The organism is Microbacterium sp. ProA8, assembly GCF_039905635.1.
In the GTDB taxonomy this organism is placed as follows: domain Bacteria; phylum Actinomycetota; class Actinomycetes; order Actinomycetales; family Microbacteriaceae; genus Microbacterium; species Microbacterium chionoecetis.
Window position 1 is genome coordinate 3,007,930 of the sequence record NZ_CP157000.1, and the last position, 24,316, is coordinate 3,032,245.

Consider the following 24,316-nt stretch of genomic DNA (forward strand, 5'->3'; position numbering starts at 1 on the left):
CGCACAGCAGAACGGCGCCCCGCGGGGCGCCGTTCTGGGAGTCTCAGCTCGCGAGGACCTCGTCGAGAAGGACGCCCGCCTTCTCCTCGTCGGTCTTCTCCGCGAGGGCGAGCTCGGAGATCAGGATCTGCTTCGCCTTCGCGAGCATCCGCTTCTCTCCGGCCGACAGGCCGCGGTCCTGGTCGCGGCGCCAGAGGTCGCGCACGACCTCGCTGACCTTGATGACGTCACCGGAGGCGAGTTTCTCGAGATTGGCCTTGTAGCGGCGCGACCAGTTGGTCGGCTCCTCCGTGAACGGAGCGCGCAGCACCTCGAAGACCTTGTCGAGACCCTCCTTGCCGATGACATCTCGGACGCCGACCAAATCGACGTTCTCTGCGGGGACTTCGATGATGAGATCACCCTGCGTGACGTTGAGCTTCAGGTACTTCTTCGTCTCGCCCTTGATGATCCGGTCTTTGACCTCGATGATCGTTGCCGCCCCGTGGTGGGGGTAGACGACCGTCTCGCCAACCTCAAAAAGCATGGAGTTATGTCCTTTCGGCAACCTCCAGGATACCACAGGAGAAATACGCTAAGGTTCTCCGCCCCACGGGTCGGGCGGCGACACATCCCCCGCCGGGCATCGGCCGCCGAGGTGCTCCGCGCGCTCGACGGCGAGCCCCTAGAATGCTGGAGAACCGTCATCCGTCTAGGAGGATCCGTGATCTCGATACACCGCCGCAGCGGTTCTACGCGCGGACGATCCGCGGCGGCACCCGGCACCCGCAATCGCCGGCTGATCGCGTCACTGGCCGTCGGCACCGCTCTGGTCCTCACCGCCACCGGGTGCAGCATGATCTCGCCTCAGGCGACCACCATCGCCTACTCGGCCGCCGAGGGGACCAACGTCTACGACTCCGGCCCCCTCGAGGTGCGCAACGCCCTCATTGTGGCGAACGAGGACGGCTCGGAGGGCAACTTCGTCGCCGCGATCGTCAACCGCACCGACGACTCGCACACGCTCACCATCGAGATCGGCGAGGACGGCGCGTCGCTGACGGTGCGGGTTCCCGCCAACACGACCGTGAGCCTCGGCTCCGACGAAGACGAGCCGCTGCCGATCGAAGAGCTGGACGCCCTGCCCGGCACCGACGTCACCGCGTTCTTCCAGTCCGGCGACGCCGAGGGCGAGCTCGCCTCCGTGCCGGTGCTCGACGGGTCCCTCGACTACCTCTCCGCGCTCGCTCCCTGAGCGGCGGGTCACACGTACACGAAGAGGGCGCCCCACCGGGGCGCCCTCTTCGTCATGTGTGGACGGCGCTCAGCCCTCGAAGCGGTAGCCGAGGCCGCGCACCGTGACCAGCATCTCGGGCGACCCGGGATTCCGTTCGATGCGTGAGCGGATCCGCTTGATGTGCACGTCGAGCGTCTTGGTGTCGCCGAAGTAGTCGCTCCCCCACACCCGGTCGATGAGCTGACCGCGCGTGAGCACCCGGCCGGCGTTGCGCATGAGCACCTCGAGCAGCTCGAATTCCTTGAGCGGCATGTTGATCTCGCCGCCCTCGACCGCGACCGTGTGACGGTCGATGTCGAGCACCACCCGCCCGCCCTCGAGCACCCGGTCCTCGAGGTCGGCGTCGATCTGGGAGAAGCGCCGCAGCACCGCCCGCATGCGCGCGAGCAGCTCACGCGCCGAATAGGGCTTGGTGACGTAGTCGTCGGCGCCGAGCTCCAGTCCGACGACGATGTCGACCTCGGAGTCCTTGGCGGTCAGCATGATGATCGGCACCGCCGAGGTGGTGCGGATCTGACGGCACACTTCGGTGCCCGGCATGCCGGGGAGCATGAGGTCCAGCAGCACGATGTCGGCACCGCGCTCGCGGAACGCGGTGAGGGCGGCCGGGCCGTCCTCGGCGATCTCCACGTCGTACCCCTCGCGACGGAGGAGGTAGGCGAGCGGGTCGGCCAGGTCGGGCTCGTCCTCGACGATCAAGACGCGGGTCATGCGGGATCTCCATTCCTGCCGGAGGCGAGGTTCTTGCCGGCGGCCGGGCCGACGGGGGTTCGGGTGTCGGTGGGCGGGCTCGGGTTCGCGGGGGCGCTCGGGGCCGAGGCCGGGGCCGGGGCCGCAGACGGTCTTGCTGCCCGGGCCGCGGACCCACCCGGGTCGGCAGGTGGGGGCACGCTCGGCTCAGCGGGTGGGGGCACGCTCGCGGCAGCAGGGGCCGCGGCGGCGGGCGGCGCGGCGGGCGACGGCGCCGCGGCGGGGCGCTTCTTCCGGCGCGGGCGCTTGGGCTCGGGCTGGATGTCGGGCGCATCGATCTGCGGCAGGCGGATGGTGAAGGTCGAGCCGCGCCCGGGGCGCGACCACAGCCGCACCTCGCCGCCGTGACGCTGGACTGCGTGCTTGACGATCGAGAGCCCCAGGCCGCTGCCGCCGGTGCGACGCGCGCGCGCCGGATCGGCGCGGTAGAAGCGCTCGAAGACGCGGTCCTGCTCGCCCTCGGCGATGCCGATGCCGCGGTCGGTCACGGCGATCTCCACGACGCGGTCGACGGCCTTGACGCCGATTCCCACGCTGGAGCCGCGCGGCGAGTACGCGATGGCGTTGGCGATGAGGTTGCCGACCGCCTCGCTGAGGATCTGCGCGTCACCGTGGACGTACAGACCCCGCGCACCTCCCCGCACCACCTCGACCCCGGCGGAGTCGGCCTGGATCGCGTGCGCATCGAGCGCCGACGCGACGACCTCGTCGACCGAGACGTCGCGCTGCGGCAACTCGTCGGATGCCTGCAGGCGCGAGAGGTTCATGATGCGCGACGTCAGCAGTGCCAGGCGGTTCGCCTCGGCCTGCAGCCGCGTGGCGAAGATGCGCACCTGAGGCGGGTCGTCAGAGGCCGACTCGATGGCCTCGGCGAGCAGGCTCACGGCGCCCACCGGAGTCTTGAGCTCATGGCTGGTGTTCGCCACGAAGTCGCGGCGCATCTCTTCGACCCGCTCGCGCTCGGTGATGTCGCGCAGCACGAAGAGCGTCAGCCGCGGCGAGATGCGCGATGCCCGCACGACCACGAGTCGCGGTTCCGCCGGCGGCGCGCCTCGACGCAGCCGCATCGTCTCGGTCGCGCTGGATTCGGTCGCGACCGAATCGCTGGTCCGCACGCGGCGCACGAGGGCGCGCAGCTCGTCATTCGGCAGCATGCCGCCCTCGACGAGGTCGAAGGCGGCAGCGGCCGCGGAGGCGGCCAGCACCGTGAACGACGCGTCGACGACGAGCGCCGCGTCATCCATCCCGTGGAGCACGCCGCGCACGCCGTCGGGGATCTCGACGGACCTCTCCGCCTGCGCGCGGTCGCGCGCCCGCATCGCCGCGACGACGACGGCGGAGATCGAACCGCCGATGATGATCCCCGCGAGGAGGGCGAGCAGCGCGAGCTGCGTCGTGTCCATGCGACCAGCGTAGAGGCACCCGCGACGCGGCATCGGACCGGAGGGGGAAGGCCCACGGAGGATCCGGGTACTGTTCACCACGGGGGCACCATCCGTTAACCTTCCCTGGCGACAATCGGCGGGGCGCGGGACGAGCCTCTCCCCCGAAAACCATGAAAGGTGCGTCGGAATGCGCGAAGTCTTCCACCAGTCCCTCGAGGACGTGCAGGGGCGTCTCGTCGAGATCGCCGAACTCGTCACGGTCGCCATCGACAAGGCGACGCGCGCGTTCGGCACCAGCGACGTCGCTCTGGCGGAGGAGGTCATCGAAGCCGACGCGGTCATCGATGAGAAGGCCATCGAGCTCGACGAGCTCGCCATCGAGATCCTGGCGCGTCAGCAGCCGGTGGCCCGCGACCTGCGCATCGTCGTCAGCGCGCTGCGCATGAGCGCCTCGCTCGAGCGCATGGGCGACATCGCCGAGCACATCGCGCAGCTCACGCGCATGCGCTTCCCCGAGCGGGCCATCCCCAAGGGCCTGAAGTCGACCTTCCTCAAGATGGGCGAGCTCGACGTCGAGGCGGCGCGCCAGCTCACCGAGCTGCTGCGCTCGCAGGACGGCGACCTCATCGACGAAATCCGCAACGCCGACGACAAGCTCGACGAGCTGCACGTCTCGGTGTTCGAGAAGGTGCTCAGCGACAGCTGGCAGGGCGACCCGTCGGCCACCGTCGACGCGACTCTCGCGAGCCGCTACCACGAGCGCTTCGGCGACCACGCGGTGTCGGTGGCGAAGAAGGTGGCCTACCTGTCGACGGGCGACTGGACCACGAGCACCGACACGATCGACATCATCTCGCCGCAGTAGCCCAGAGCGCTGCACAGCGAGAAGAGCGGATGCCTCCGGTGGAGGCATCCGCTCTTCTGCATGTATCCGTCGTCAGGCCTTGCCCTGGTTCGCGACAGCGGCAGCCCCCGCGGCAGCGGCCTCGGGGTCGAGGTACTCCCCCGGGCTGAGCGGCTCGAGGTTCTCGTCGAGGCGGTACACCAGCGGGATGCCGGTGGGGATGTTGAGCTCGGCGATGTCGGCGTCGCTGATGCCGTCGAGGTGCTTGACCAGGCCGCGCAGCGAGTTGCCGTGCGCCGTCACAAGCACCGTCTTGCCGGCCTTCAGGTCGGGCACGATGTCGCTGTGCCAGTAGGGCAGCATGCGGTCGATCACGATCTTCAGCGACTCGGTGTCGGGCACCTCGCCGTCGATGCCGACATACCGCGGGTCGCCGACCTGGCTGTACTGGTCGTCGGCGGCGAGCGGCGGCGGCGGCACGTCGAACGAGCGACGCCACAGCATGAACTGCTCGTTGCCGAACTCCTCGAGGGTCTGCGCCTTGTCCTTGCCCTGGAGAGCGCCGTAGTGGCGCTCGTTCAGGCGCCACGAGCGCTTGACCGGGATCCACAGGCGGTCGGCCGTGTCGAGCGCGATGTCGGCGGTCTGGATGGCGCGGCTCAGCACCGAGGTGTGCAGGACGTCGGGCAGGATGCCGGACTCGGCCAGCAGCTCGCCACCGCGCGCAGCCTCGGCCTTGCCCTGCTCGGTGAGGCGGACGTCGACCCAGCCCGTGAACTGGTTGGTCTTGTTCCACTCGCTCTGGCCGTGACGGAGGAGGATCAGCGTATAGGGCGCGGTCATGCGCCCCATGATATCCGGGCGACGACGCCCGCCCCGGCGCCATGTCGGCCAGCCTCGCCGGTCGGCTGGACGATGGCGATCGCCTGGCATCATGGAGGGATGGCGCGGGGACCGGTCGGGCAGATCACGCGCGGCACGACCGGGACCAACCGGCTGCGGCGCGTGGATCGCTGGATCGCGCGGCAGCCCGCTCTCCGCCGGGCCACCGACCCGCTGGTGGTCGACCTCGGCTACGGCGCCAGCGGAGTCACCGCGCTGGAGCTGCACTCGCGCCTCGCCCTGGTCCGCCCGGACGTCGAGGTGCTCGGTCTCGAGATCGACCCCGCCCGGGTGGCGCGGGCCCGCGCGCAGCTCGGTCAGGTACGCGCGGGTGAGACGTCATTCGCGCCCGACTCGCGCGTGTCGTTCGCCCGCGGTGGATTCGAGGTGCCGGTCGCGGGCGGGCGCCGGCCCGCCGTCGTACGGGCCTTCAACGTGCTGCGGCAGTACGACGAGGACGAGGTCGCCGTGGCCTGGGCGACCATGGCCGGCCGCCTCGCGCCCGACGGCCTTCTGGTGGAGGGCACCTGCGACGAGATCGGGCGCATCGCGACGTGGGCGGCGATCGGGTCCGACGCGGCACCCCGGACGCTGACCGTGTCGCTGCGACTGGCCGGGCTGCAGCATCCGTCCGTCGCCGCGGAGCGGCTTCCCAAAGCGCTCATCCACCGCAACATCCCCGGGGAGCGGGTGCACGCGTATCTGGCCGCGCTCGACGCCGAGTGGGAGCGCGCGGCGAGCGTCTCGCCGTTCGGTCCGGTGCATCGGTGGCGCACGGCGCTCTCGGCGCTCGTCGCCGGCGGTTGGCCGATCCTCGAGCGGTCGCGATGGCGCCTGGGCGAGGTCACCGTCCCTTGGAGCGCCGTCGCCCCGCGCTGATGCCCGGCACTGTCACACCCGGCACCGCCACACCGGCCCTGTCACACCCGGGGCAGCACGGCACGCGCCTCGGCCGACGACATGCCGGTCGCGGTCAGCAGATCCACCGCGAGCGGGCGCAGCGCGGTGAGCAGGTTCTGCTCGCCCTGCGAGCCGTCCGGCAGGATCTGCGCGGGGTCCAGACGCACGGCCACCGCGCGAACGGCCTCGCGCGCCGCGGGCTGCAGCGAGATGTCGTCGAGGCTCTCGCCAACGAGGGCGGCCGCCCGCATCAGCTCCGCCAGCAGCTCGGCGGGCACGGGACGCCGTCCGCCGTCGTCGCACAGGTACACCGCCCGCCGCGCCACCACGCGGAGGTTGCGCGTGGCGAAGTCCATGGCCTGCAGCACCGCCTGATGGCGCCGCAGCTCGGCGCGCTGCGGCCGCAGCCAGGGCGAGAAGCCGGCCACCGCGAGCCCCGACTCCAGCGACGCACGCCACTCGTCGATGCGCGGGGCGATCGCCCGTGCCTTCTCGAGGCCACGCGTCGCCCGCATCGCATCGCCGCGGCGGAGCGCCTGCACGATGGTGCGCGCGGCGGCATCGGCCGCGGCGAACACGGCGTGCCCGTCGCGTGCCTCTTCCCTGCGGGGATTGCGTGGAATCAGCGCCGTCACCAGCAGGGCTGCCACGCCGCCGATGATCCCGTCGATGAGCCGAGAGAAAGGCTGCGACGCCGGCAGCGACATCACGATGGACGCCTGGATGCCGGCCATGATCGCGAAGGGCGGATACGGGGACAGGAACCGCGCGACCACGAGCGTCACGCCGAGCGCGAGCGCCAGCTGCCACCACCCCGGCCCGACGACGACGACGAACCCCTCGGCGACCAGGATGCCCACCAGCATCCCGACGACCGTCTCGAGCACGCGGCGAGGACGGGCGTCGCGCACGAGGCCCAGGCTCGAGATCGTGACGGTCGCCGCGAGGAGCGGTGCCGGATGCCCCACCACATAGTGGGCGAAGGCCCACGCCGCGGTCGCGGCCAGCGTGATCTGCACGATCGCGATCGCGGACCCGCGGACGCGGGCCAGGTGCGGCCGGAGGTCGAGCCGGGCGCGCCAGCCCGTCGGGACGGTCTGCGTGATCGCGGCGGTGTCGCCGTCGCCGCTCACCGCCCGTGCTCCTACTGCGCCGCCGCGCGCCGCGACAGCCGCGTGATCCGCGGCACGTTGGCCGTGGCACCGGCGTCGGGCGGCACCACCGTCTCCTGGGCGGCGGCGACCGGGCCGTCGGCGGTGTCGACCGTCAGCGGCGCGTCGACGGGCGTCGTGCGGCGCACCACCGCGAGCGCGATGGGACCCTCCTCGTAGTGCAGCGCCGCCGACGTGACGATGCCCACCTCGGTGTCGCCGAGGCGCACGGCCGCGCCGTGCTCGGGCAGCACACTGTCCGACCCGTCGAGCTGCAGCGCCACCATCCGCCGCGGCGGGTGGCCGAGGTTGTGCACCTTCGCGATGGTCTCCTGGCCGCGGTAGCAGCCCTTCTCGAGATGGACGGCGGTGCGCAGCCAGTCCAGTTCGTGCGGCAGCGCCCGCTCGTCGACGTCGGTGCTCCAGCGCGGACGCCAGGCGGCGACGCGCAGCGCCTCGGCCGCCGCGATGCCGGCGAGTTCGAGCTCGCCGCGGGTCGCGGCATCCGCGATGCGCAGCTCCTCCTCGCGCGTCACGATCGCCTCGGCCCAGTCGCGATCGGCGCCGGGGTGGGGATCGACCGGAGAGTAGGCGTAACCGCCGGGCGCGACCGCGGGCCACGGGTCGCGCCACACGAGCGGGACTCCCGACGGCGAGGCGGGCGAGATGCGCTCGAGCGCCGCCGCGGTGCCGCCGACGATCGCGTACTCGTCGTCGGCGATGCGAGGGTCGACGCGCAGCCGGAAGCGCATCTTGCGGAGCCAGCCGAAGAGGCCCTCGACGTCGGCGCGATCGGCGATGAGCCACGTGGTCTCGCCGTCGTCGACCACGGATGCGGCGTGCTCGACGTGTCCCTGCGGATCGAGGATGAGCAGCTCGGTGCTCACGCCGGGTGCGAGGCGCGCAAGCGCCTGCGAGGACAGCGAGTCCAGCCAGGTCAGGCGGTCTTCGCCGGGCACGGCGATGACCACGCGGTCGTGGCGTGGTGCGAGCGCCGCACCGGCGGCGAGGCGGCGCTGCTCGACGAGGGGGCTGCCGACGTGCTGCAGTCCCGCGTCGTCGACGACGGCGCCCGGAACGGCCGCGAACGGGTCAGTCATCGATCTGGTCATCGGAGGTGCCGCCCATCAGTACGTGCTCGTTCCCGCGTTCATTCGACCCGGGCAAGGCGTGCCGACGCGTGCGCGCCGAGCTCGAAGCCGAGGGCCGCGATATCCCACGCCCACAGCAGGTGGCCGTCGACGAGGCCGTACATGCGGGTCGCCGCGGCGTAGTTCTTTGCGCTCGCCGGACGCACGACGGCGTCGGTCGCGATGTCGATGCGAGGGCCCTTGATCTGGCCGAGGTACAGCTCGCTCACGCCGTCGGCATGGACGAGGGCCACCTCGATGTCGAAGCCGCCGTCACTGTTGCGCAGCCGCTCGATGTCATCCGCCGTGCGCGCGACAGCGGGTGCGAGCGCCGGCAGCAGACCCGGGCCCGCGTCGGCTTCGGTCGCCGGGAGCACGAGACGCCAGTACCCCAGCTCGGCCACCAGGCGCGTGCGCGCCTCGGGGTCGTCGGCGCTGTGGAACCAGGCTTCGGCGGAGTAGTTGAGGTAGTCGCCGCCGTCATGGCTGAAGCTCACGCGGTGCGTGAACTCGCCGGTGTACGCGTGGTCGCCGTAGTCGATGACGCCGGTGCCCTCCCACACGCCGATGAGCCACGACAGCGGGACGAGCTCCGCAGGAAGGTCGGTCGGGATGTCGAGCACGACGCGACCCGTCAGCGCTGGCCGCGGTAGAGGTTCCAGACGACGACGCCCGATACGAAGACGATCGCGAGCGACGCGAGGCCGAGCAGGCCCACGAAGAACAATTCGAGCGCGACGAGATCCATGACGATGAGTCTAGCCGGGAACGAGGGCTGCCAGCCCGAAGCCCAGGCTGACGACACCCATCACCAGCGCCGCACCCAGCACGCTCGCCGCCACGCGCTCGGTGAATCCCTGGGAGCGTCCCGACCAGAGCTGCGTCGCGAACGCCGCGATGAGGCATCCGCCCAGTCCGACGCCCAGCCATGCGGCACGCCAGTCCGGCGTCGCGAAGATCCCGATCAGGATCGCGATGACCGCCGCCAGCACCCACACGGCGACGACGCCGCCGAAGGTGCGACGAGGAGCGAGTTCAGGCAGGGCCACGTCTCCATCATCGCCCATCGCGTCGCCGGCCGCACCTGCCGCTGCCGGGCCGACGGCTGTGGCGGCGGCCCTGGGACGGTCACGAAGACGGGTGGCCGCCGCCCACGCTCTACACTGGGGTTCGCGGCGCGCGCCCCCACGCGCCGGGAAGGCGTTCCATTGGCACAGCTCCTGGTTCTCAGTTCCACGCACGGAGGCGGCCCCGTGCTGCCCTCGCTCGAACTGCTGAGCCACCGCGTGCGCCTGATTCCCGCGGAGCCCGCTCAGCTGGTCAACGCCCCGAGCGCCGACATCATCTTCGTCGACGCCCGCGTGGACCTCGTGGGTGCGAAGTCGCTGTGCAAGATCCTCAACACGACGGGCCTCGACGCCCCCCTGCTGCTCATCGTGACGGAGGGCGGGCTCACCGCCGTCTCGCCCGATTGGGGCGTCGACGACGTGATCCTCTACACGGCAGGCCCCGCCGAGGTGGACGCGCGCATCCGGCTCGCGGTCGGACGCCAGTCGGCCGAGCAGGTGTCGACCCGCATCCAGACCTCGGGCATCACCATCGACGAGTCCTCGTACTCGGCCAAGGTGCACGGGCGGCCGCTCGACCTGACGTACAAGGAGTTCCAGCTCCTGCACTTCTTCGCCACCCATCCCTCTCGCGTGTTCACGCGCGAGCAGCTGCTGAGCGAGGTCTGGGGCTACGACTACTTCGGTGGAACGCGCACCGTCGACGTCCACGTCCGGCGCCTGCGCGCCAAGCTGGGCGACATGGAGCAGCTCATCGGCACGGTGCGCAACGTGGGCTACCGCTTCAACGTGTACGAGGACGAGCCCGAGCCCGCTCCCCGCGAGCGCACCGGCGCCTAGGCCGAGCCGACCCCGGAACGCGGCATCCGTCCCGCACCGTCCTGAGCGAGCGAAGCGAGACGAAGGGTTCACACTCTCGTCACGCGACCCTGCAATGATGAGGGGATGATCGAACCCGAGGTGCTCGACGCCGGCCTGGGCGATGCGGACGACGACGACTTCGACCTGTCGGAGGTCTTCGATTCGCAGCTTCCCGACCACCGCTACCTGGATCGCGAGCTCAGCTGGCTCGCCTTCAACCTGCGCGTGCTCGAACTCGCCGAAGACCCGAACCTGCCCACCCTGGAACGGGCGAACTTCCTGGCGATCTTCGCGAGCAACCTCGACGAGTTCTTCATGGTGCGCGTCGCGGGCCTGAAGCGCCGCATCGCGACCGGCCTGGCCCTGCCCACCAACGTCGGCCGGTCCCCCGCCGACGTGCTCGGGGACATCTCAGCCGAGGCGCATCGCCTGCAGATGCGGCATGCGCAGGCGTGGACGTCGCTGGTGATGCCGGCGATGGCGGATGCCGGCATCCAGGTCGTCTCGTACGACACGCTCGACGAGGCCGAGCGGGCCGCGCTGTACGAGTACTTCCAGGCGCAGGTCTTCCCGGTCCTGATGCCGCTCGCGGTGGACCCCGCCCACCCGTTCCCGTACATCTCCGGGCTGTCGCTGAACCTCGCGATCCGCATCCGCAACGCCCGCACCGGGCGCCAGGAGTTCGCCCGGCTCAAGGTGCCGCCGATGCTCCCCCGGTTCGTCGAACTGCCGCCCGCCGCCGGCGCGGTGCGGTACCTGCCGCTCGAAGACCTCATCTCGAACCACCTCGACGACCTCTTCCCCGGCATGGAGGTGCTGGACCACCACGCCTTCCGCCTGACCCGCAACGAGGACATGGTCATCGAGGAGGACGAGACCGAGAACCTCATCCAGGCGCTCGAGGCGGAGCTGCTGCGTCGGCGATTCGGCCCGCCGATCCGCCTCGAGATCACCGACGACATGGACGACGTGACGCTCGACCTCCTCGTGAAGGAGCTCGACATCACGGCACAGGAGGTCTACCGCCTCCCCGGGCCGCTCGACCTGCGCGGGCTGTTCGACCTCTCGCGCATCGACCGCCCGGACCTGCACTTCGCGCCGCACCTGCCCACGACCGCGCTGGCGTTCCAGCCGGGCGACAACAACGAGCGCGCGGACATCTTCGCCGCCATCCGCAAGGGCGACGTGCTCGTGCACCACCCTTACGAGTCCTTCGCGACGAGCGTGCAGTCCTTCCTCGAGCAGGCGGCGAAGGACCCGCATGTGCTCGCCATCAAGCAGACCCTCTACCGGACGTCGGGCGACAGTCCGATCGTCGAGGCGCTCATCGACGCCGCCGAGGCCGGGAAGCAGGTGCTGGCGCTCGTCGAGATCAAGGCGCGCTTCGACGAGGCCAACAACATCGTGTGGGCCCGCAAGCTCGAGAAGGCCGGCGTCCACGTCGTCTACGGCCTGGTCGGACTGAAGACCCACTGCAAGCTGGCCCTGGTGATCCGCGAGGAGAGCGGCGTGCTGCGCAGCTACAGCCACGTCGGCACCGGCAACTACAACCCGAAGACCAGCCGCATCTACGAGGACTTCGGCCTCTTCACCGCCGACGACCAGGTCGGTCGCGACCTGACCCGCCTGTTCAACGAGCTGAGCGGCTACGCGATCGAGAAGAAGTTCAAGCGGATCCTCGTCGCGCCGCTCCACCTGCGCAAGGGTCTGCTGCGGCTCATCGAGAAGGAGCGGCGCAACGCGCTCGGCGGCAAGCCCGCCAGCGTGCGCATCAAGGTCAACTCGATGGTCGACGAGCAGATCATCGACGCGCTGTACCGCGCCAGCCAGGCCGGCGTGAAGGTCGAGGTGTGCGTACGGGGCATCTGCTCGCTGAAGCCCGGCGTGCCCGGGATGAGCGAGAACATCACGGTCCGCTCGATCCTCGGCCGCTACCTCGAGCACTCGCGCATCTTCGCGTTCCACAACGACGGCGAGCCGGTGGTGTACATCGGCAGCGCCGACATGATGCACCGCAACCTCGACCGCCGGGTCGAGGCGCTCGTGCGGGTGTCGACACCCGCCCACGTCAAGGAGCTGAACGACCTCTTCACCCTCTCGATGAGCGACAACACCAGCTCGTGGCACCTGGGGCCGGACGGCGAATGGGTGCGGCACAACATCGGCGAGGACGGCAAGCCCCTCCTGGACATCCAGGACAGGACCATGACCAACGTGCAGCGCCGCCGGCGTGCACGGGCGGTGCGATGACCGAGACGGCCGTCTACGCGGCCGGGGGCGTCGTCTGGCGCGTCGTCGACGGCAAGCTGCGCGTGCTCCTGATCCACCGCACGAAGTACCGCGACGTCACCCTGCCCAAGGGCAAGGTCGACCCCGGCGAGATGCTCGCAGAGACCGCGGTGCGCGAGATCCACGAAGAGACCGGCATCCGTGTCGCCCTCGGCGTGCCGGTCGGCGTCTCGCGCTACCGGCTGCCCAGCAAGCGCATCAAGATCGTGCACTACTGGGCGGCCGAGGCGACGGAGGCGGCGATCCGCGCCTCGGCGTTCGTGCCGAACAAGGAAATCGCCGCGCTCGAATGGGTGTCGCCGAAGAAGGCTCTGCGCCGGCTCAGCTATCCCGTCGACACCGAGATCATGGAGACCTTCGTCCGGCTGCTCGACGAGGGCGTGCTGCGGACGTTCCCGATCGTCGCGCTGCGGCACGCCAAGGCGCTCCCCCGCGAGGAATGGAAGGGGAAGGATGCCGCCCGCCCGCTGTCTCCGCGCGGCCGCAGGCAGGCGGCCTCGATCGTCGGCCCGCTCCTCGCCTTCGGCGTCCGCAGGATCGTGTCGAGCCCCGCGGTGCGGTGCGTGGAGACCGTCAAGCCGCTGTCTGACGCCATCGGGCGCAAGATCGAGACGAGCGCTCTGATCGGCCAGGACGCGTGGGAAGAGGGGAAGTCCGACGCCCGCACCGTGGTCGGCGATCGGGTGCGTGCCCGCAAGCCGTCCGTGCTGTGCAGCCACGGACCCGTGCTGCCCGACATCCTGAGCGAACTCGCGCTCGCGACGGGCACACTGCGTGGGTCGTACCTCGGCAGCGCCTCGGCACTCGATCTCGCCGCCTTCTCGGTCGTGCACATGTCGGTGGACAATCCCGGCTCGGGGATCGTCGCCATCGAGACCCACATCCCCAAGAACTGACCTCGGGGCCATTCAGCGGCTCGAGTGAACACCAGTCGCCGAGGGTCCCGGAATTCCGGGGCCGGATGTCGCGGGACCTCGATGCGGACGCATGGATGTCGGCATCCCGTTCACCTTCCGTTCACCCGCGCAGCGCAAGCTCTTAAGAGTCCGAGCCTACGTTTCAGAGCGAACCCCGCACCGGGTTCGAACCCGAAGGCCTTCTCGGGCCTGTTTCCCTGACACGTGAAGGATTCACACAGTGAAGATCTCTCGCATCGCCCAGGTGGGCGCTGTCGCCGCAATCGCGGCCCTCGCCCTCGCCGGCTGCGCTTCCAACGAGACCCCGACCGGCGACAACGCCGACGCAGCCACCTCGGACCTCTCCGGCGAGATCGCCGGCGGCGGCGCCTCGTCGCAGGAGGTCGCCGTCCAGGCGTGGACCGCCGGCTTCCAGACCGCCAACCCCGACGTCACCATCACGTACGACCCGTCGGGCTCGGGTGCCGGGCGCGAGTCGTTCCAGGCGGGCGCGTTCCCGTTCGCCGGCTCGGACCGTGCGTTCAAGGTCGAGGAGATCGAGGCCGGAGGGTTCGAGGCGTGCGCCGAGGGCTCGGGCATCGTCGAACTGCCGACCTACATCTCGCCGATCGCCGTCATCTTCAACATCGAGGGCGTCGACTCGCTCAACCTCGACGCCGCGACCATCGCGGGCCTGTTCGCCGGCACCATCACGAACTGGAACGACCCGGCGATCGCCGCCCTCAACGAGGGCGTGACGCTCCCCGACCTGGCCGTGACGCCGGTGCACCGCGCCGACGACTCGGGCACCACCGAGAACTTCACCGACTACCTCTTCCAGGCCGCCGGCGACGTGTGGACGAGCGAGCCCGACGGCGTCTGGCCGCTCTCGACCGGCGAGGCCGCACAGGGCACCTCGGGTGTCGTCTCGGCCGTCGCGGGAGGCAACGGCACCGTCGGCTACGCCGACGCGTCGCGCGCCGCCGAAGAGGGCCTCTCGACCGTCGCCGTCAAGGTCGGCGACGAGTTCGTCGAGTACTCGCCCGAGGCCGCCGCGGCCATCGTCGACGCTTCGCCGTTCGAAGAGGGCCGCACCGAGGGCGACCTCGCGATCGAGCTCGACCGCACCTCGGAAGAGGCCGGCGTCTACCCGATCGTGCTCGTCAGCTACATGATCGCGTGCCAGGAGTACGCCGACGCGGCGGTCGCCCCGATCGTCAAGGGCTACCTCGAGTACGTCGCCAGCGCCGAGGGCCAGGAGGCCGCCGCGGCGGCCGCCGGCAACGCGCCGATCTCAGACAGCCTGCGCGAGAAGGTCAACGCGGCGATCGAGACGATCGTCGCCGAGTAAGACCCCGGTACCCGGCTCGGTCGCACGGCGACCGGGCCGGGTATCACCCTGAGAAGACCCGAATCAGAAGGACACCATGACCACGACGACCGCCCCGGCCGCGGGCAAGGTCAAGCAGCGGCCGGGCGACCGCTGGTTCTCGGGAACCGCTCTCGCCGCCGGCGTGATGATCCTCGTCACGCTCGCCGCCGTCGCGCTCTTCCTGATCATCCAGTCCATCCCCGGTCTGACCGCCACCAGTGAGACGGCGAGCATCCTCACCGGGAACTTCTGGCAGTACGTCTGGCCGCTCGCGTTCGGCACGGTCTGGGCGTCCTTCCTGGCGCTGCTGATGGCCGTCCCCCTGGCCGTCTCGGTCGCCCTCTTCATCTCGCACTACGCACCGCGCCGCCTCGCGCAGGGTCTCGGCTACATCGTCGACCTGCTGGCCGCGGTGCCCTCCGTCGTCTTCGGCCTGTGGGGCATCCTCGTGCTGGCCCCCGCCGTGCAGCCGGTGTACGCGTGGCTCAACGCCAACATGGGCTGGTTCCCGCTGTTCGGCGGCACCGTCTCCAGCACCGGCCGCACGATCTTCACCGCAGCGATCGTGCTGGCGGTCATGGTGGTCCCCATCATCACCGCGATCTGCCGGGAGATCTTCCTGCAGACCCCGGTGCTCCACGAGGAGGCCGCCCTTGCACTCGGCGCGACGCGGTGGGAGATGGTCCGCATGGCCGTCTTCCCCTTCGGCCGCAGCGGCATCGTGTCCGCCTCGATGCTGGGGCTCGGTCGCGCCCTCGGCGAGACGATGGCGGTCGCCATGGTGCTGTCCGCGACCGGCGTCGTCACCTTCCAGCTCTTCACCTCGGAGAACCCCAGCACCATCCCGGCGAACATCGCCCTGACGTTCCCCGAGGCGTACGGCACCAATGTCAACGTGCTGATCGCGACGGGTCTCATCCTCTTCATCGTCACCTTCGCGGTCAACGCCATCGCACGATGGATCGTGAGCCGCCGCGAGGCATTCTCGGGAGCGAACTGACATGACCGTGACAACCGCTCCCCCGACGGCGCCGCAGCAGGTGCCCGTGCGCGAGACCCCGCGGCTGACCAGCGGCCGCCTGCCGGTGTGGGCTCCGTGGGCCATCCTGATCGGCAGCCTCGCGGTCAGCGCCGTAGTCTTCGCGATCCTCGCCATGGGTTCGGGTGAGGACTTCAGCATCGCAGGATGGGCCGTCGTCGCCGCCCTCGTGTACCTGGCCCTGATCGCCACGACCTCCTCGCTCGTGGAGGGCCGCCGCAAGGGCGTCGACCGGCTCGTGACCGGCGTCGTGACACTCGCGTTCCTCGTCGCGATGGTGCCTCTCGTGTCGCTGGCGATCACCGTGATCGTCAACGGCGTCGCGGGCCTCTCGGCCGAGTTCTTCTCCTCGTCCATGCGCAACGTCGTCGGCGAAGGCGGCGGCGCGCTGCACGCCATCGTCGGCACTCTGCTCATCACGCTCGCCGCGGCGATCATCTCGATCCCGATCGGCATCTTCACCGCCATCTACCTCGTGGAGTACGGTGCCCGGAACCGGCTCGCGCGCGGCATCACGTTCCTCGTCGACGTGATGACCGGCATCCCCTCGATCGTGGCAGGTCTGTTCGCCTACGCCGTGTTCGCGCTGATCTTCGGGCCCGGCATCCGCATGGGCATCATGGGATCGATCGCGCTGTCGGTGCTCATGATCCCCGTGGTGGTGCGCTCGACCGAAGAGATGCTGCGCCTCGTGCCGAACGAGCTCCGTGAGGCGGCGTACGCCCTCGGGGTGCCGAAGTGGCGCACGATCGCGAAGGTCGTGCTCCCCACCTCGATCGCGGGCATCACGACGGGCGTCATGCTGTCGATCTCGCGCGTCATCGGCGAGACGGCCCCGCTGCTCCTCACCGCCGGCGTCGCCACGTCCATGAACTACAACCTCTTCGAGGGCCGCATGATGACGCTGCCCGTCTTCGTCTACACGCAGTACATGAACGCGGGCATCCCCGTCCAGGCTTACCACGACCGGGCCTGGGCCGCCGCTCTCGTCCTCATCGTCATCGTGATGCTCCTGAACCTCATCGCGCGCCTCGTCGCGAAGGTCTTCTCGCCGAAGCTCGGCCGCTGAGCATCCCCACCCGAAAGAACCGACAGGAATCATGTCCAAGAGCATCGAAGTCAACGACCTCAACGTCTACTACAGCGACTTCCTGGCCGTCGAAGGCGTCTCGCTCAACATCGAGCCGCGCAGCGTGACCGCCTTCATCGGCCCATCGGGGTGCGGCAAGTCGACGTTCCTGCGCACCCTGAACCGCATGCACGAAGTCATCCCCGGCGCCCGCGTCGAGGGCGAGGTGCTGCTGGACGGCGACAACCTCTACGGCGCCAACGTCGACCCGGTGCTCGTGCGCCGCCAGGTCGGCATGGTGTTCCAGCGGCCCAACCCGTTCCCCACGATGTCGATCAAGGAGAACGTGCTCGCGGGCGTCAAGCTCAACAACAAGAAGATGTCCAAGTCGGACTCCGACGCGCTCGTCGAGAAGTCCCTCATGGGCGCCAACCTGTGGAACGAGGTCAAGGACCGTCTCGACAAGCCGGGCTCGGGCCTCTCGGGCGGCCAGCAGCAGCGACTCTGCATCGCGCGCGCGATCGCCGTGTCGCCCGAGGTGATCCTCATGGACGAGCCGTGCTCGGCCCTGGACCCGATCTCGACCTACGCCATCGAGGAGCTGATCGGCGAGCTCAAGAACGACTACACGGTCGTCATCGTCACGCACAACATGCAGCAGGCTTCGCGCGTGAGCGACAAGACGGCGTTCTTCAACATCGCCGGCACCGGCAAGCCGGGCAAGCTCATCGAGTACAACGACACCACCGCGATCTTCACGACGCCGTCGGTGCAGGCCACGGAGGACTACGTCTCCGGCCGATTCGGCTGAGCCGACGACATCCCATCGACGAAGCCCCCGCCGCTCGGCGGGGGCTTCGTCATCGCGCGGCCAAGGCGCGGGTCGGGCGGGCGGGTCCGTCGCGCGGGGCAGGCGGGTCCGTCGCGCGGGGCAGGCGGGTCCGTCGCGCGGGGCAGGTGGGCTGATCAGTCGCGCGGGCTGAGCAGATAGCGATTGAAGGATGCCGTGAGGTCGGCGTCGACCGGGACGGCGGCGTCGTCGATCGCTGTGATGGGCGCCGCGAGACGCACGCTCGACACCAGCCACGCGGCATCCGCCTGGCCCAGCGCGCTGATCGGAATCGTCGCATAGCCGGTCGCGAGACCCTGCTCCTCGAGATGGGCGAACAGGCTCAACTGCGTCGTGCCGTGGAGGATGCCGCCGTTGGGCGCCGGAGTGACGAAGCGGCCGTCGAGCCGCAGGATGAGCGACGCGGTCGGGGCTTCGAGGACGAAGCCGTCCGAGCTCACGAACACGGCGTCGTCGGCTCCGCGCCGCTTCGCCTCGCGGATCGCCGCCATGTTGACCGCATACGACAGCGTCTTGGCGCCGAGCAGCAGCCACGGGGCCTTCGCGGGCGTGTCGATGCCATACCCCCGATCGAGCGTCACCACGCGGATGCCGTGCTCGCGCGCGACGGTGTTGTCGGCGGCGGCCGCCACGGTCACCCAGGCCGTGGGCGCGGGGCCGTGCTCGACGCCGCGGCTCAGGATGAGCTTGATCACGCCCTCGCCGTGGCGCGGCGCGTGCTGCGCGGCGACGTCCACGGCCTCCCGCCACTGTTCGAGGTTCGGGGGCGCCAGGTCACAGATCCGGGCTGAGTGCGCGAGCCGCTCGAGATGCGCCTCCGTCTCCTGCGCGTGCCCGTCGACGACCCCGATCGACTCGAAGATGCCGTCGCCCCGCTGCGTGCTCAGCTCGCCGACGCTGAGTGCCGGTGCCGAGGGATCGATGACGCGGAACGTGTCGGCGAAGTCCGACCGGGCATCCTCTGCTGCCGAGGGGTCGATGACGAGCGCGAAGAGCAGGGCCATGCCCCGAGCTTAGAGCGCAGGGAATGCCACGCCGGTCTCCTCCGTTACACTGGATCAGCCGGGCCGCAGTAACCCCGGGCTCCATCTTCTGCCGCTCCGAGCGGCCTCGCGCCGAGAGGCGTTCTGCGGCCCGGCACTTTCGTACCCGGGGAGATGCGCACCGCCAGCGGTGCGGAACGCCTCTCCGCGCAGCGGCATCAGCACTGCGGCGTTCTGCGGCCCGGCACTTTCACGCCCGGTGTTCCGCGCACTTCTGTGTCGGACATCCGCCCGCCGGCGCTCGGTCGCTCGCTCCCTCGCTCGCGCGTGCTGGCGAGTGGCCAAGACCCGCGACCTCCAGCCGCGCATCCTGGCGAGTCGCCACGCCTACGCCGCCAGGCCCCTCCCCCGGCGGCTCACCAAAACCCACCACGCAGTCGCCCGTGCTGGCGAGTAGCCAAATCTCGCGACCTCAGCCGCGCATCCCGGCGAGTCGCCAAATCCGCCATCGCCGACCCCGCCCCGGCGGCTCGCCAAAACCCACCACCGCAGACGCGCATCCTGGCGACTCGCCAAGATCGGCGATCGGAAGGGACACGGCGATCCGCCCCGTCGCGGCTGGAGGAAACGGATTGCTCAGGTGAGGGCGTCGCGGCGCCACAGCGCGGCGCAGGCTGTCAGGTCGGCGGCGTAGTCCGAGAGCCGCAGGGCGCGCGTGGTGAACGCCGACGCACGCTCGGGCTCGGTCGCCTCGTAGTCGTCGGCGAGATGCGTCGCGCCGGACGCCTGCACGCGGCAGAATGCGGCGGCGCGGTCGAGCGCGACGGCGAAGTCCCCCTCGAACAGTCCCCGCAGGATGGTGTCGACCAGGGCGACGAGCTCGTCGGGGCCGGCGGGTGACGGCGCACCGGCGACCACATCATCGGCGGAGGCGAGCTCGGCACGGCCGCGCTCGTACAGGAGCGCGGCCGTGCGCGGGTCGTCGTGGATCATGAGCTGCACGAGGTACAGCCGCCAGAGCGCTCCGGGGAGCGACTTCGCCGGCGAGCGCGACCACAGTTCGGCGAGGTCGTCGATGCCGTGCTCGTCGGTGAACGCGACGAGCCGGTCGACGACGTCGCCGTCGGGGTCGGCGCGCACCCGGGCCAGCAGGGCGTGCGCGGTCGTGTGCGCGACGCGCGAGACCTCCGCCGGATCCTCGGCCGCGAACACACGGTCGAAGAGCTCCGCCGGTCGGCGGACGGGCTTGTGGAACTCCCTGGACGAATCGCTCATCCCGTCCAGGCTACTCGCCGCCACGAGCACGGGCTCCCGCTCGAGGGCAGCCGCCCAGGGCAGGCACATGACGCGGTCCCCTCAGACCTGGTTGATGCGGATGTGGTTGCCGGCCGGGTCGCGGAACGCGCAGTCGCGCGGTCCCCAGCCCTGCTCCTTGGGCTCCTGCAGCACCTCGGCGCCGAACGCGCGCAGCTGCTCGAAGGTGGCGTCGAGGTCGCTCGTGGTGAACACGTAGGGCCCCGGACCCGACCCCTTCACGATGAGGCGGTGCAGCGACTCGCCGTCATCCGGCGACCGGCCCGCCGTCGGGTCCGACACGACGAGCGACAGACCGGGCTGACCGGGGAAGCCGAAGCTCACCCAGCGGTGACCGTCGTAAGAGACGTCGTTGACGACCTCGAGACCGAGGCCGTCGCGGTAGAACGGGATGGCGGCGTCGACATCGTCGACGGTGATGGGGCTGTAGGCCAGCGCGATGTTCGTCATGCCTGCCACGCTAGAGGCCTCCCCAAGGGCGCGCTTCTCCGATCCTGCTCAGTTGACACGACCGGTCAGGCGTACCGGGTCGGGCGCGTGAGGATCTTCGCGACGCACAGCGGCATCGCCTCGGCGGCGTCATGCGGCCGGGACCGGTACGAGCTCGGGGTCTCCCCCACGATCTCGCTGAACGTCGAGCTGAACGAGCCGAGCGAGGTCGCACCGACGGCGGTGCAGGCATCCGTCACCGACGTGCCCTCGCGCAGCAGCGCCATGGCGCGCTCGATCCGCCGGGTCATGAGGTACGCGTACGGGGTCTCGCCGTATGCCGCCTTGAACTCCCGCGAGAAGTGCGCCGGAGACATCAGGGCTTTCGTCGCCATCGTCGGCACGTCGAGCGGCTGCGCGTACTCGCGATCGATGAGATCGCGCGCACGCCGCAGGTGCGCGAGGGTCTGGGTCGTCTGCACGGCGGAAACCACGGGTTTCACGCTACCCGGATCGTCCCGTCGCGCCAGCCCGTCCGCGGCCCGGTTCAGGCGGTGGGGATGACCACGATGGGTTCGGACGACGGCTCCCCGGTGGGTGAACCGCCCTGCGGCTCGATCGTCATCGCGATCACGTCGCCCGGCTCGACCTCACCGTCGAGCAATGCCGTCGCCTGGCCGTCCGCGGACTCGAAGGTGCCTGCCGAGACCGCGTCGCCGCCACGCACGAACCACAGCTCGAAGCTCTCGTCGTCAGCGATCTGCGGAAGTCCCTGCGAGACCACCACGACCTTGCCGACCGACTCCGACCAGTGCGCCGTCGCCGTGCCGCCGTCGGTGACCTCGACCGTGGTCGACTGGGCGTCGGGGGCATCCTCGATCTGCTGGAGCGCGACGACCTCTGCCGAGCGGTTGAGGTAGTCGTTGATGGTTGCCGCGCCGAGCCCGAGGGCGACCAGCAGCACCAGCGATGCGGCGAGCCCGAGGATCCCGCGGGTCCAGCGCCGCCGCGAAACCGCCTGGATGACGGCCGTCGCGGGCGGCGGCTCGGCCGCCGGCTGCTCGTCGCTCTCCGACCACGCCGCGACCGGTTCGGCGGCCGCGGCGGCGGCCGCGTCCATCGCGGGCCGCTGCGGGGTCGCCGGCAGCTGCGGGGTGGCCGCGACACGGGCGAGCAGGGTCGAGCGCAGGGTCAGCGGGGGCAGCGCGTCGGAGACGGTGTCGGCGAGCGCGGCGGCGGTCGCCGCATCCGTGTCCACCAGATGCTGCCACTCGGGGTGCCGGCGTCGGGCGGCCTCGAACGCCTCCCGGTCGGCGGGTGACAGCGCGTTCAGCGCAGCGCCGGCGGCGAGCTCGGCGAACTCCTCCTCGTTCATCACGCGGTCACCCCCATCTCTGCTCTCAGGCGGGTTAATCCGTCCCGCATCCTCGTCTTGATCGTCCCCAGCGGCGCTCCCACCAGGGCCGCGATCTCGCTCTGACTGTAACCCCCGTAATACGCGAGGGTCAGCGCTTCCTTCTGGGCGTCGGGCAGCGCTGACAGCGCCGTCGCCACCCGCTCCCCCTCGATGCGCAGCTCGACCTGCTCCGCCACCTCGTCATGGGCCACCGCGAGGTCGCGGATTCCCGCTCGCACGTCGCGATCGGTGCTCGACTGCGAGGCCCGCACACGGTCCACAGCCCGGCGGTGCGCGATCGTGAGCACCCACGATCTTCCCTGACCTCTGTTCGGAGCGAACCGCGATGCGGATTGCCACACCTCCAGGAACACCTCCTGCAGCACCTCTTCGCTCTGGGCCCGGTTGACGAGCACACGCAGGATCAGGCCGAAGACGCGCGGCGAGAGCAGGTCGTAGACCCGGGCGAACGCCGCCTGGTCGCCGCCGGCGACGCGCTGCAGCAGCTCTCCGATGCGATCAACGGGCTCCGTGCCGTCCTCCGGCACGTCGATCCCGTCGATCACCATGTCCACCAGCATGCCCTACGTCCCCTCCCGACAACCTGACCGCACGCGATGTCAGCCGAACGTGAACGAATAGACCTCGACGCCTGGCGACACGATCACCTCGAGCACCTGGCCGGACGCGACGGAGCCGTCCGCGACGGCGTACGACCTGGGCGTTCCCGACACCGCCAGCGCTTGCTCGCGGCCGCCGTCGAGCCGTACCCGCACCTCCCCTTCGCCCGCGAGCACCATGCGCACCTCATCCGCATGGAACTGCAGACGGATGCCGCCACCTGCCGCCGCGGCGGGCGTGGCGTACTGCGTCTCGATGCGCCAGGCGCCGTCGAGGGCGAACGAATCCGCCGGCTGCTCGGCGGGCAGCCGGTACTCGCCCTCGCCGGCACGGTAGGGCGCGTCACCGCCGTAGTTGACGTCCTTCGCCGAACCGAGGAACGTCTCGCGCGTGCGCGTGCCGGCATCCGGCGTGTCGTCGGCGATGTCGGTCGGATCCGGCAGCGCGACGTCGGGGTCGGCATCCTGCAGCAGCTCTCGGATGAGCTTCTCGGTCGCGGCGTAGTTGCCCTCGCCGAGTGAGATGTGCCGTACCGTGCCGGACGCGTCGATGAGGTAGTGGGCGGGCCAGTAGCGGTTCCGGTAGTTCGTCCACGTCGACAGGCTGTTGTCGAGCGCCACCGGATACGTGATCCCGAAGTCGCGGGCGCCCGCCGCGACATTGGCGGTGTCCTTCTCGAACGCGTACTCCGGAGAGTGGATGCCGATCACCCGCAGTCCCGCGTCGCGATAGGCCTCGTCCCACGCCACGACGTGCGGGATGCTCCGCTGGCAGTTGATGCACGAGTATGCCCAGAAATCGATGAGCACGACCCCGCCCTGCAGGTCGTCGAGGTCGATCGGAGCGCCTTCCGGCGTGTTCAGCCACGCGTCGATGCCCCGGATGCCCGGCGCCGCCCCGCAGGACTCGAGCTCGGCCGCGCCGTTGGTGCACTGGTCGAGCTCGCGGTTCTCGTCCGTCACGAGGCCGCCGAGATCGAGCGCCCGGCGCGCGTCGGGGTTGTCGGTGAGCTGCCGCTGGATGCCGGCCGTGTAGTCGGGCACGAGCCGCTGCAGCAGCTGCGGGACGTTGAAGACCAGCCCGACCGCGAGCGCGAGCATCGCCACGCCGGCGGCGATCCGGAGGCCTCGCTCGTGAGTGCGGAAGGCGCGGATGCGCTCGACCAAGCCCCGGCCCGCCAGCGCGAAGAACAGCAGCGGGATGGCGACGCCCACGGCGAAGGAGAGGGTCAGCACCACGGTGCCGACGTCGATGCGGCCGGTCGAGCCGGCCACGATGATCGCCGCCAGCACCGGTCCGGCGCACGGCACGAAAACGGTGCCGAGGGCCAGCCCGACGCCGTAGCCGCTCCCGGAGTTCTGCACCTCCGAGCGTCGCGCAAGACGCTGGAACGGCTTCTCGAGCACCCGCTCGAATCCCGGGACGAGCAGGCCGATTCCGATCAGCACGAGTACCGCGATCCCCGCCCAGCGCAGCACGTCCTGGGGCAGCCCGAGCGCGCCCAGCAGGAGCGAGCCCAGCAGGGTGACCAGCGTGAAGCTGGTGACGAGCCCGGCGATGACGAGGTATGGCCGCCAGCGCGACGCCGGGGCCCGCCCGTCGGCCGCCTCCGAGGCGAAGCGGGCGGACTGCGCGCCGCCGGTCAGGAAGATGACCGGCAGCACCGGCAGGATGCACGGCGAGATCCCCGTGATGAGCCCGCCGAGCAGACCGATGATGACGAGCTCCATGAATCCCCCTTGGTGTCGAGGGTTGTTCGCTCCGCGGGCCGCTTCGGATTGGACGAGCGACGCCGAGCGCCCAGCGGCGGCA

The 24,316-nt window shown here is 70.5% G+C and carries 25 protein-coding genes; 10 read left to right on the forward strand and 15 right to left on the reverse strand.

The features are described from left to right. Positions 1–43: 43 nt before the first annotated feature. On the reverse strand, positions 44–526 hold the full coding sequence (locus ABG085_RS13495; RefSeq protein ID WP_347976246.1) for a CarD family transcriptional regulator: 483 nt from the start codon (positions 524–526) through the stop codon (positions 44–46). Between the two features lie 177 nt (positions 527–703). On the opposite strand from ABG085_RS13495, the gene ABG085_RS13500 reads away from it, so the two are divergent. After that, positions 704–1,234, forward strand: coding sequence for a DNA modification methylase (locus ABG085_RS13500; protein WP_347976248.1), 531 nt, complete (start codon positions 704–706; stop codon positions 1,232–1,234). A 69-nt stretch (positions 1,235–1,303) separates the two neighbouring features. Here the strand turns inward: ABG085_RS13500 and ABG085_RS13505 are convergent, their stop codons facing one another. Continuing rightward, on the reverse strand, positions 1,304–1,987 hold the full coding sequence (locus ABG085_RS13505) for a response regulator transcription factor (protein ID WP_347976249.1): 684 nt from the start codon (positions 1,985–1,987) through the stop codon (positions 1,304–1,306). Then, positions 1,984–3,429, reverse strand: a complete 1,446-nt coding sequence (locus ABG085_RS13510; RefSeq protein ID WP_347976250.1) for an ATP-binding protein — start codon at positions 3,427–3,429, stop codon at positions 1,984–1,986. Before ABG085_RS13510 ends, ABG085_RS13505 begins: the two co-directional genes overlap by 4 nt. A gap of 169 nt (positions 3,430–3,598) precedes the next feature. Between ABG085_RS13510 and phoU the strand changes: the two genes are divergently transcribed. Further along, positions 3,599–4,276, forward strand: a complete 678-nt coding sequence (phoU, locus tag ABG085_RS13515) for a phosphate signaling complex protein PhoU (protein WP_347976251.1) — start codon at positions 3,599–3,601, stop codon at positions 4,274–4,276. Positions 4,277–4,348: 72 nt separating this feature from the next. On the opposite strand, the gene ABG085_RS13520 is transcribed toward phoU, so the two are convergent. Then, positions 4,349–5,098 carry a phosphoglyceromutase gene (locus ABG085_RS13520; protein ID WP_347976252.1) on the reverse strand — a complete coding sequence of 250 codons (750 nt, stop codon included), beginning with the start codon at positions 5,096–5,098 and terminating at the stop codon, positions 4,349–4,351. A 99-nt stretch (positions 5,099–5,197) separates the two neighbouring features. Between ABG085_RS13520 and ABG085_RS13525 the strand changes: the two genes are divergently transcribed. Further along, the gene (locus ABG085_RS13525) at positions 5,198–6,016 is read left to right on the forward strand and encodes a class I SAM-dependent methyltransferase (RefSeq protein ID WP_347976253.1); all 819 of its coding nucleotides are present in this window, start codon (positions 5,198–5,200) and stop codon (positions 6,014–6,016) included. Positions 6,017–6,057: 41 nt separating this feature from the next. Here the strand turns inward: ABG085_RS13525 and ABG085_RS13530 are convergent, their stop codons facing one another. From ABG085_RS13530 to ABG085_RS13545, 4 genes are all read right to left on the reverse strand, one after another. Further along, positions 6,058–7,170 carry an FUSC family protein gene (locus tag ABG085_RS13530; protein ID WP_347976254.1) on the reverse strand — a complete coding sequence of 371 codons (1,113 nt, stop codon included), beginning with the start codon at positions 7,168–7,170 and terminating at the stop codon, positions 6,058–6,060. Between the two features lie 11 nt (positions 7,171–7,181). Next, positions 7,182–8,288, reverse strand: a complete 1,107-nt coding sequence (locus ABG085_RS13535; protein ID WP_347976255.1) for a glycine cleavage T C-terminal barrel domain-containing protein — start codon at positions 8,286–8,288, stop codon at positions 7,182–7,184. Between the two features lie 50 nt (positions 8,289–8,338). Further along, entirely contained in the window at positions 8,339–8,941 is a 603-nt protein-coding gene (locus ABG085_RS13540) for an FABP family protein (RefSeq protein ID WP_347976256.1), read from the reverse strand. Positions 8,942–9,076: 135 nt separating this feature from the next. Further along, positions 9,077–9,367, reverse strand: coding sequence for a hypothetical protein (locus ABG085_RS13545; RefSeq protein ID WP_347976257.1), 291 nt, complete (start codon positions 9,365–9,367; stop codon positions 9,077–9,079). 159 nt (positions 9,368–9,526) lie between these two features. Between ABG085_RS13545 and ABG085_RS13550 the strand changes: the two genes are divergently transcribed. The 7 genes from ABG085_RS13550 to pstB all read left to right on the forward strand — a co-directional run bounded on the left by ABG085_RS13550 (position 9,527) and on the right by pstB (position 17,722). Continuing rightward, entirely contained in the window at positions 9,527–10,225 is a 699-nt protein-coding gene (locus tag ABG085_RS13550; protein ID WP_163620560.1) for a response regulator transcription factor, read from the forward strand. A 105-nt stretch (positions 10,226–10,330) separates the two neighbouring features. Then, on the forward strand, positions 10,331–12,496 hold the full coding sequence (locus tag ABG085_RS13555; protein ID WP_347976258.1) for an RNA degradosome polyphosphate kinase: 2,166 nt from the start codon (positions 10,331–10,333) through the stop codon (positions 12,494–12,496). Further along, entirely contained in the window at positions 12,493–13,431 is a 939-nt protein-coding gene (locus ABG085_RS13560) for an NUDIX hydrolase (RefSeq protein ID WP_347976259.1), read from the forward strand. Before ABG085_RS13555 ends, ABG085_RS13560 begins: the two co-directional genes overlap by 4 nt. Positions 13,432–13,672: 241 nt before the next feature. Beyond that, on the forward strand, positions 13,673–14,782 hold the full coding sequence (gene pstS / locus ABG085_RS13565) for a phosphate ABC transporter substrate-binding protein PstS (RefSeq protein ID WP_347976260.1): 1,110 nt from the start codon (positions 13,673–13,675) through the stop codon (positions 14,780–14,782). Positions 14,783–14,858: 76 nt separating this feature from the next. After that, entirely contained in the window at positions 14,859–15,803 is a 945-nt protein-coding gene (gene pstC / locus ABG085_RS13570) for a phosphate ABC transporter permease subunit PstC (RefSeq protein ID WP_163620556.1), read from the forward strand. Between the two features lies 1 nt (position 15,804). Continuing rightward, a complete protein-coding gene (gene pstA, locus ABG085_RS13575) occupies positions 15,805–16,911 on the forward strand; it encodes a phosphate ABC transporter permease PstA (RefSeq protein WP_347976261.1) in 1,107 nt (368 codons plus the stop codon). A gap of 31 nt (positions 16,912–16,942) precedes the next feature. Beyond that, a complete protein-coding gene (gene pstB / locus ABG085_RS13580) occupies positions 16,943–17,722 on the forward strand; it encodes a phosphate ABC transporter ATP-binding protein PstB (RefSeq protein ID WP_163620554.1) in 780 nt (259 codons plus the stop codon). 155 nt (positions 17,723–17,877) lie between these two features. Here pstB and ABG085_RS13585 read toward each other — a convergent pair whose 3' ends face one another. From ABG085_RS13585 to ABG085_RS13615, 7 genes are all read right to left on the reverse strand, one after another. Then, positions 17,878–18,765 (reverse strand): aminodeoxychorismate lyase, encoded by an 888-nt coding sequence (locus ABG085_RS13585; RefSeq protein WP_347976262.1) that lies wholly within the window; start codon positions 18,763–18,765, stop codon positions 17,878–17,880. A gap of 615 nt (positions 18,766–19,380) precedes the next feature. After that, entirely contained in the window at positions 19,381–20,019 is a 639-nt protein-coding gene (locus ABG085_RS13590) for a DNA-directed RNA polymerase subunit beta (protein ID WP_347976263.1), read from the reverse strand. A gap of 81 nt (positions 20,020–20,100) precedes the next feature. After that, the gene (locus ABG085_RS13595; RefSeq protein ID WP_347976264.1) at positions 20,101–20,508 is read right to left on the reverse strand and encodes a VOC family protein; all 408 of its coding nucleotides are present in this window, start codon (positions 20,506–20,508) and stop codon (positions 20,101–20,103) included. Between the two features lie 65 nt (positions 20,509–20,573). Further along, positions 20,574–20,981, reverse strand: coding sequence for a helix-turn-helix transcriptional regulator (locus ABG085_RS13600; RefSeq protein WP_347976265.1), 408 nt, complete (start codon positions 20,979–20,981; stop codon positions 20,574–20,576). 53 nt (positions 20,982–21,034) lie between these two features. Next, the gene (locus ABG085_RS13605) at positions 21,035–21,862 is read right to left on the reverse strand and encodes an anti-sigma factor (protein ID WP_347979198.1); all 828 of its coding nucleotides are present in this window, start codon (positions 21,860–21,862) and stop codon (positions 21,035–21,037) included. After that, positions 21,862–22,464, reverse strand: a complete 603-nt coding sequence (gene sigK, locus ABG085_RS13610) for an ECF RNA polymerase sigma factor SigK (protein ID WP_347976267.1) — start codon at positions 22,462–22,464, stop codon at positions 21,862–21,864. Before sigK ends, ABG085_RS13605 begins: the two co-directional genes overlap by 1 nt. Positions 22,465–22,503: 39 nt before the next feature. Next, a complete protein-coding gene (locus ABG085_RS13615) occupies positions 22,504–24,234 on the reverse strand; it encodes a cytochrome c biogenesis protein CcdA (RefSeq protein WP_347976268.1) in 1,731 nt (576 codons plus the stop codon). Positions 24,235–24,316 lie beyond the last annotated feature (82 nt).

Excerpts from the sequence above, each read along its gene's own strand:
- ABG085_RS13495 (WP_347976246.1), bottom strand. The coding sequence starts at position 526 with ATGCTTTTTGAGGTTGGCGAGACGGTCGTCTACCCCCACCACGGGGCG.
- ABG085_RS13505 (WP_347976249.1), bottom strand. The coding sequence starts at position 1,987 with ATGACCCGCGTCTTGATCGTCGAGGACGAGCCCGACCTGGCCGACCCG.
- ABG085_RS13510 (WP_347976250.1), bottom strand. The coding sequence starts at position 3,429 with ATGGACACGACGCAGCTCGCGCTGCTCGCCCTCCTCGCGGGGATCATC.
- phoU (WP_347976251.1), top strand. The coding sequence starts at position 3,599 with ATGCGCGAAGTCTTCCACCAGTCCCTCGAGGACGTGCAGGGGCGTCTC.
- ABG085_RS13520 (WP_347976252.1), bottom strand. The coding sequence starts at position 5,098 with ATGACCGCGCCCTATACGCTGATCCTCCTCCGTCACGGCCAGAGCGAG.
- ABG085_RS13525 (WP_347976253.1), top strand. The coding sequence starts at position 5,198 with ATGGCGCGGGGACCGGTCGGGCAGATCACGCGCGGCACGACCGGGACC.
- ABG085_RS13535 (WP_347976255.1), bottom strand. The coding sequence starts at position 8,288 with ATGACTGACCCGTTCGCGGCCGTTCCGGGCGCCGTCGTCGACGACGCG.
- ABG085_RS13555 (WP_347976258.1), top strand. The coding sequence starts at position 10,331 with ATGATCGAACCCGAGGTGCTCGACGCCGGCCTGGGCGATGCGGACGAC.
- ABG085_RS13560 (WP_347976259.1), top strand. The coding sequence starts at position 12,493 with ATGACCGAGACGGCCGTCTACGCGGCCGGGGGCGTCGTCTGGCGCGTC.
- pstC (WP_163620556.1), top strand. The coding sequence starts at position 14,859 with ATGACCACGACGACCGCCCCGGCCGCGGGCAAGGTCAAGCAGCGGCCG.
- pstA (WP_347976261.1), top strand. The coding sequence starts at position 15,805 with ATGACCGTGACAACCGCTCCCCCGACGGCGCCGCAGCAGGTGCCCGTG.
- pstB (WP_163620554.1), top strand. The coding sequence starts at position 16,943 with ATGTCCAAGAGCATCGAAGTCAACGACCTCAACGTCTACTACAGCGAC.
- ABG085_RS13585 (WP_347976262.1), bottom strand. The coding sequence starts at position 18,765 with ATGGCCCTGCTCTTCGCGCTCGTCATCGACCCCTCGGCAGCAGAGGAT.
- ABG085_RS13590 (WP_347976263.1), bottom strand. The coding sequence starts at position 20,019 with ATGAGCGATTCGTCCAGGGAGTTCCACAAGCCCGTCCGCCGACCGGCG.
- ABG085_RS13595 (WP_347976264.1), bottom strand. The coding sequence starts at position 20,508 with ATGACGAACATCGCGCTGGCCTACAGCCCCATCACCGTCGACGATGTC.
- ABG085_RS13605 (WP_347979198.1), bottom strand. The coding sequence starts at position 21,862 with ATGAACGAGGAGGAGTTCGCCGAGCTCGCCGCCGGCGCTGCGCTGAAC.
- sigK (WP_347976267.1), bottom strand. The coding sequence starts at position 22,464 with ATGCTGGTGGACATGGTGATCGACGGGATCGACGTGCCGGAGGACGGC.
- ABG085_RS13615 (WP_347976268.1), bottom strand. The coding sequence starts at position 24,234 with ATGGAGCTCGTCATCATCGGTCTGCTCGGCGGGCTCATCACGGGGATC.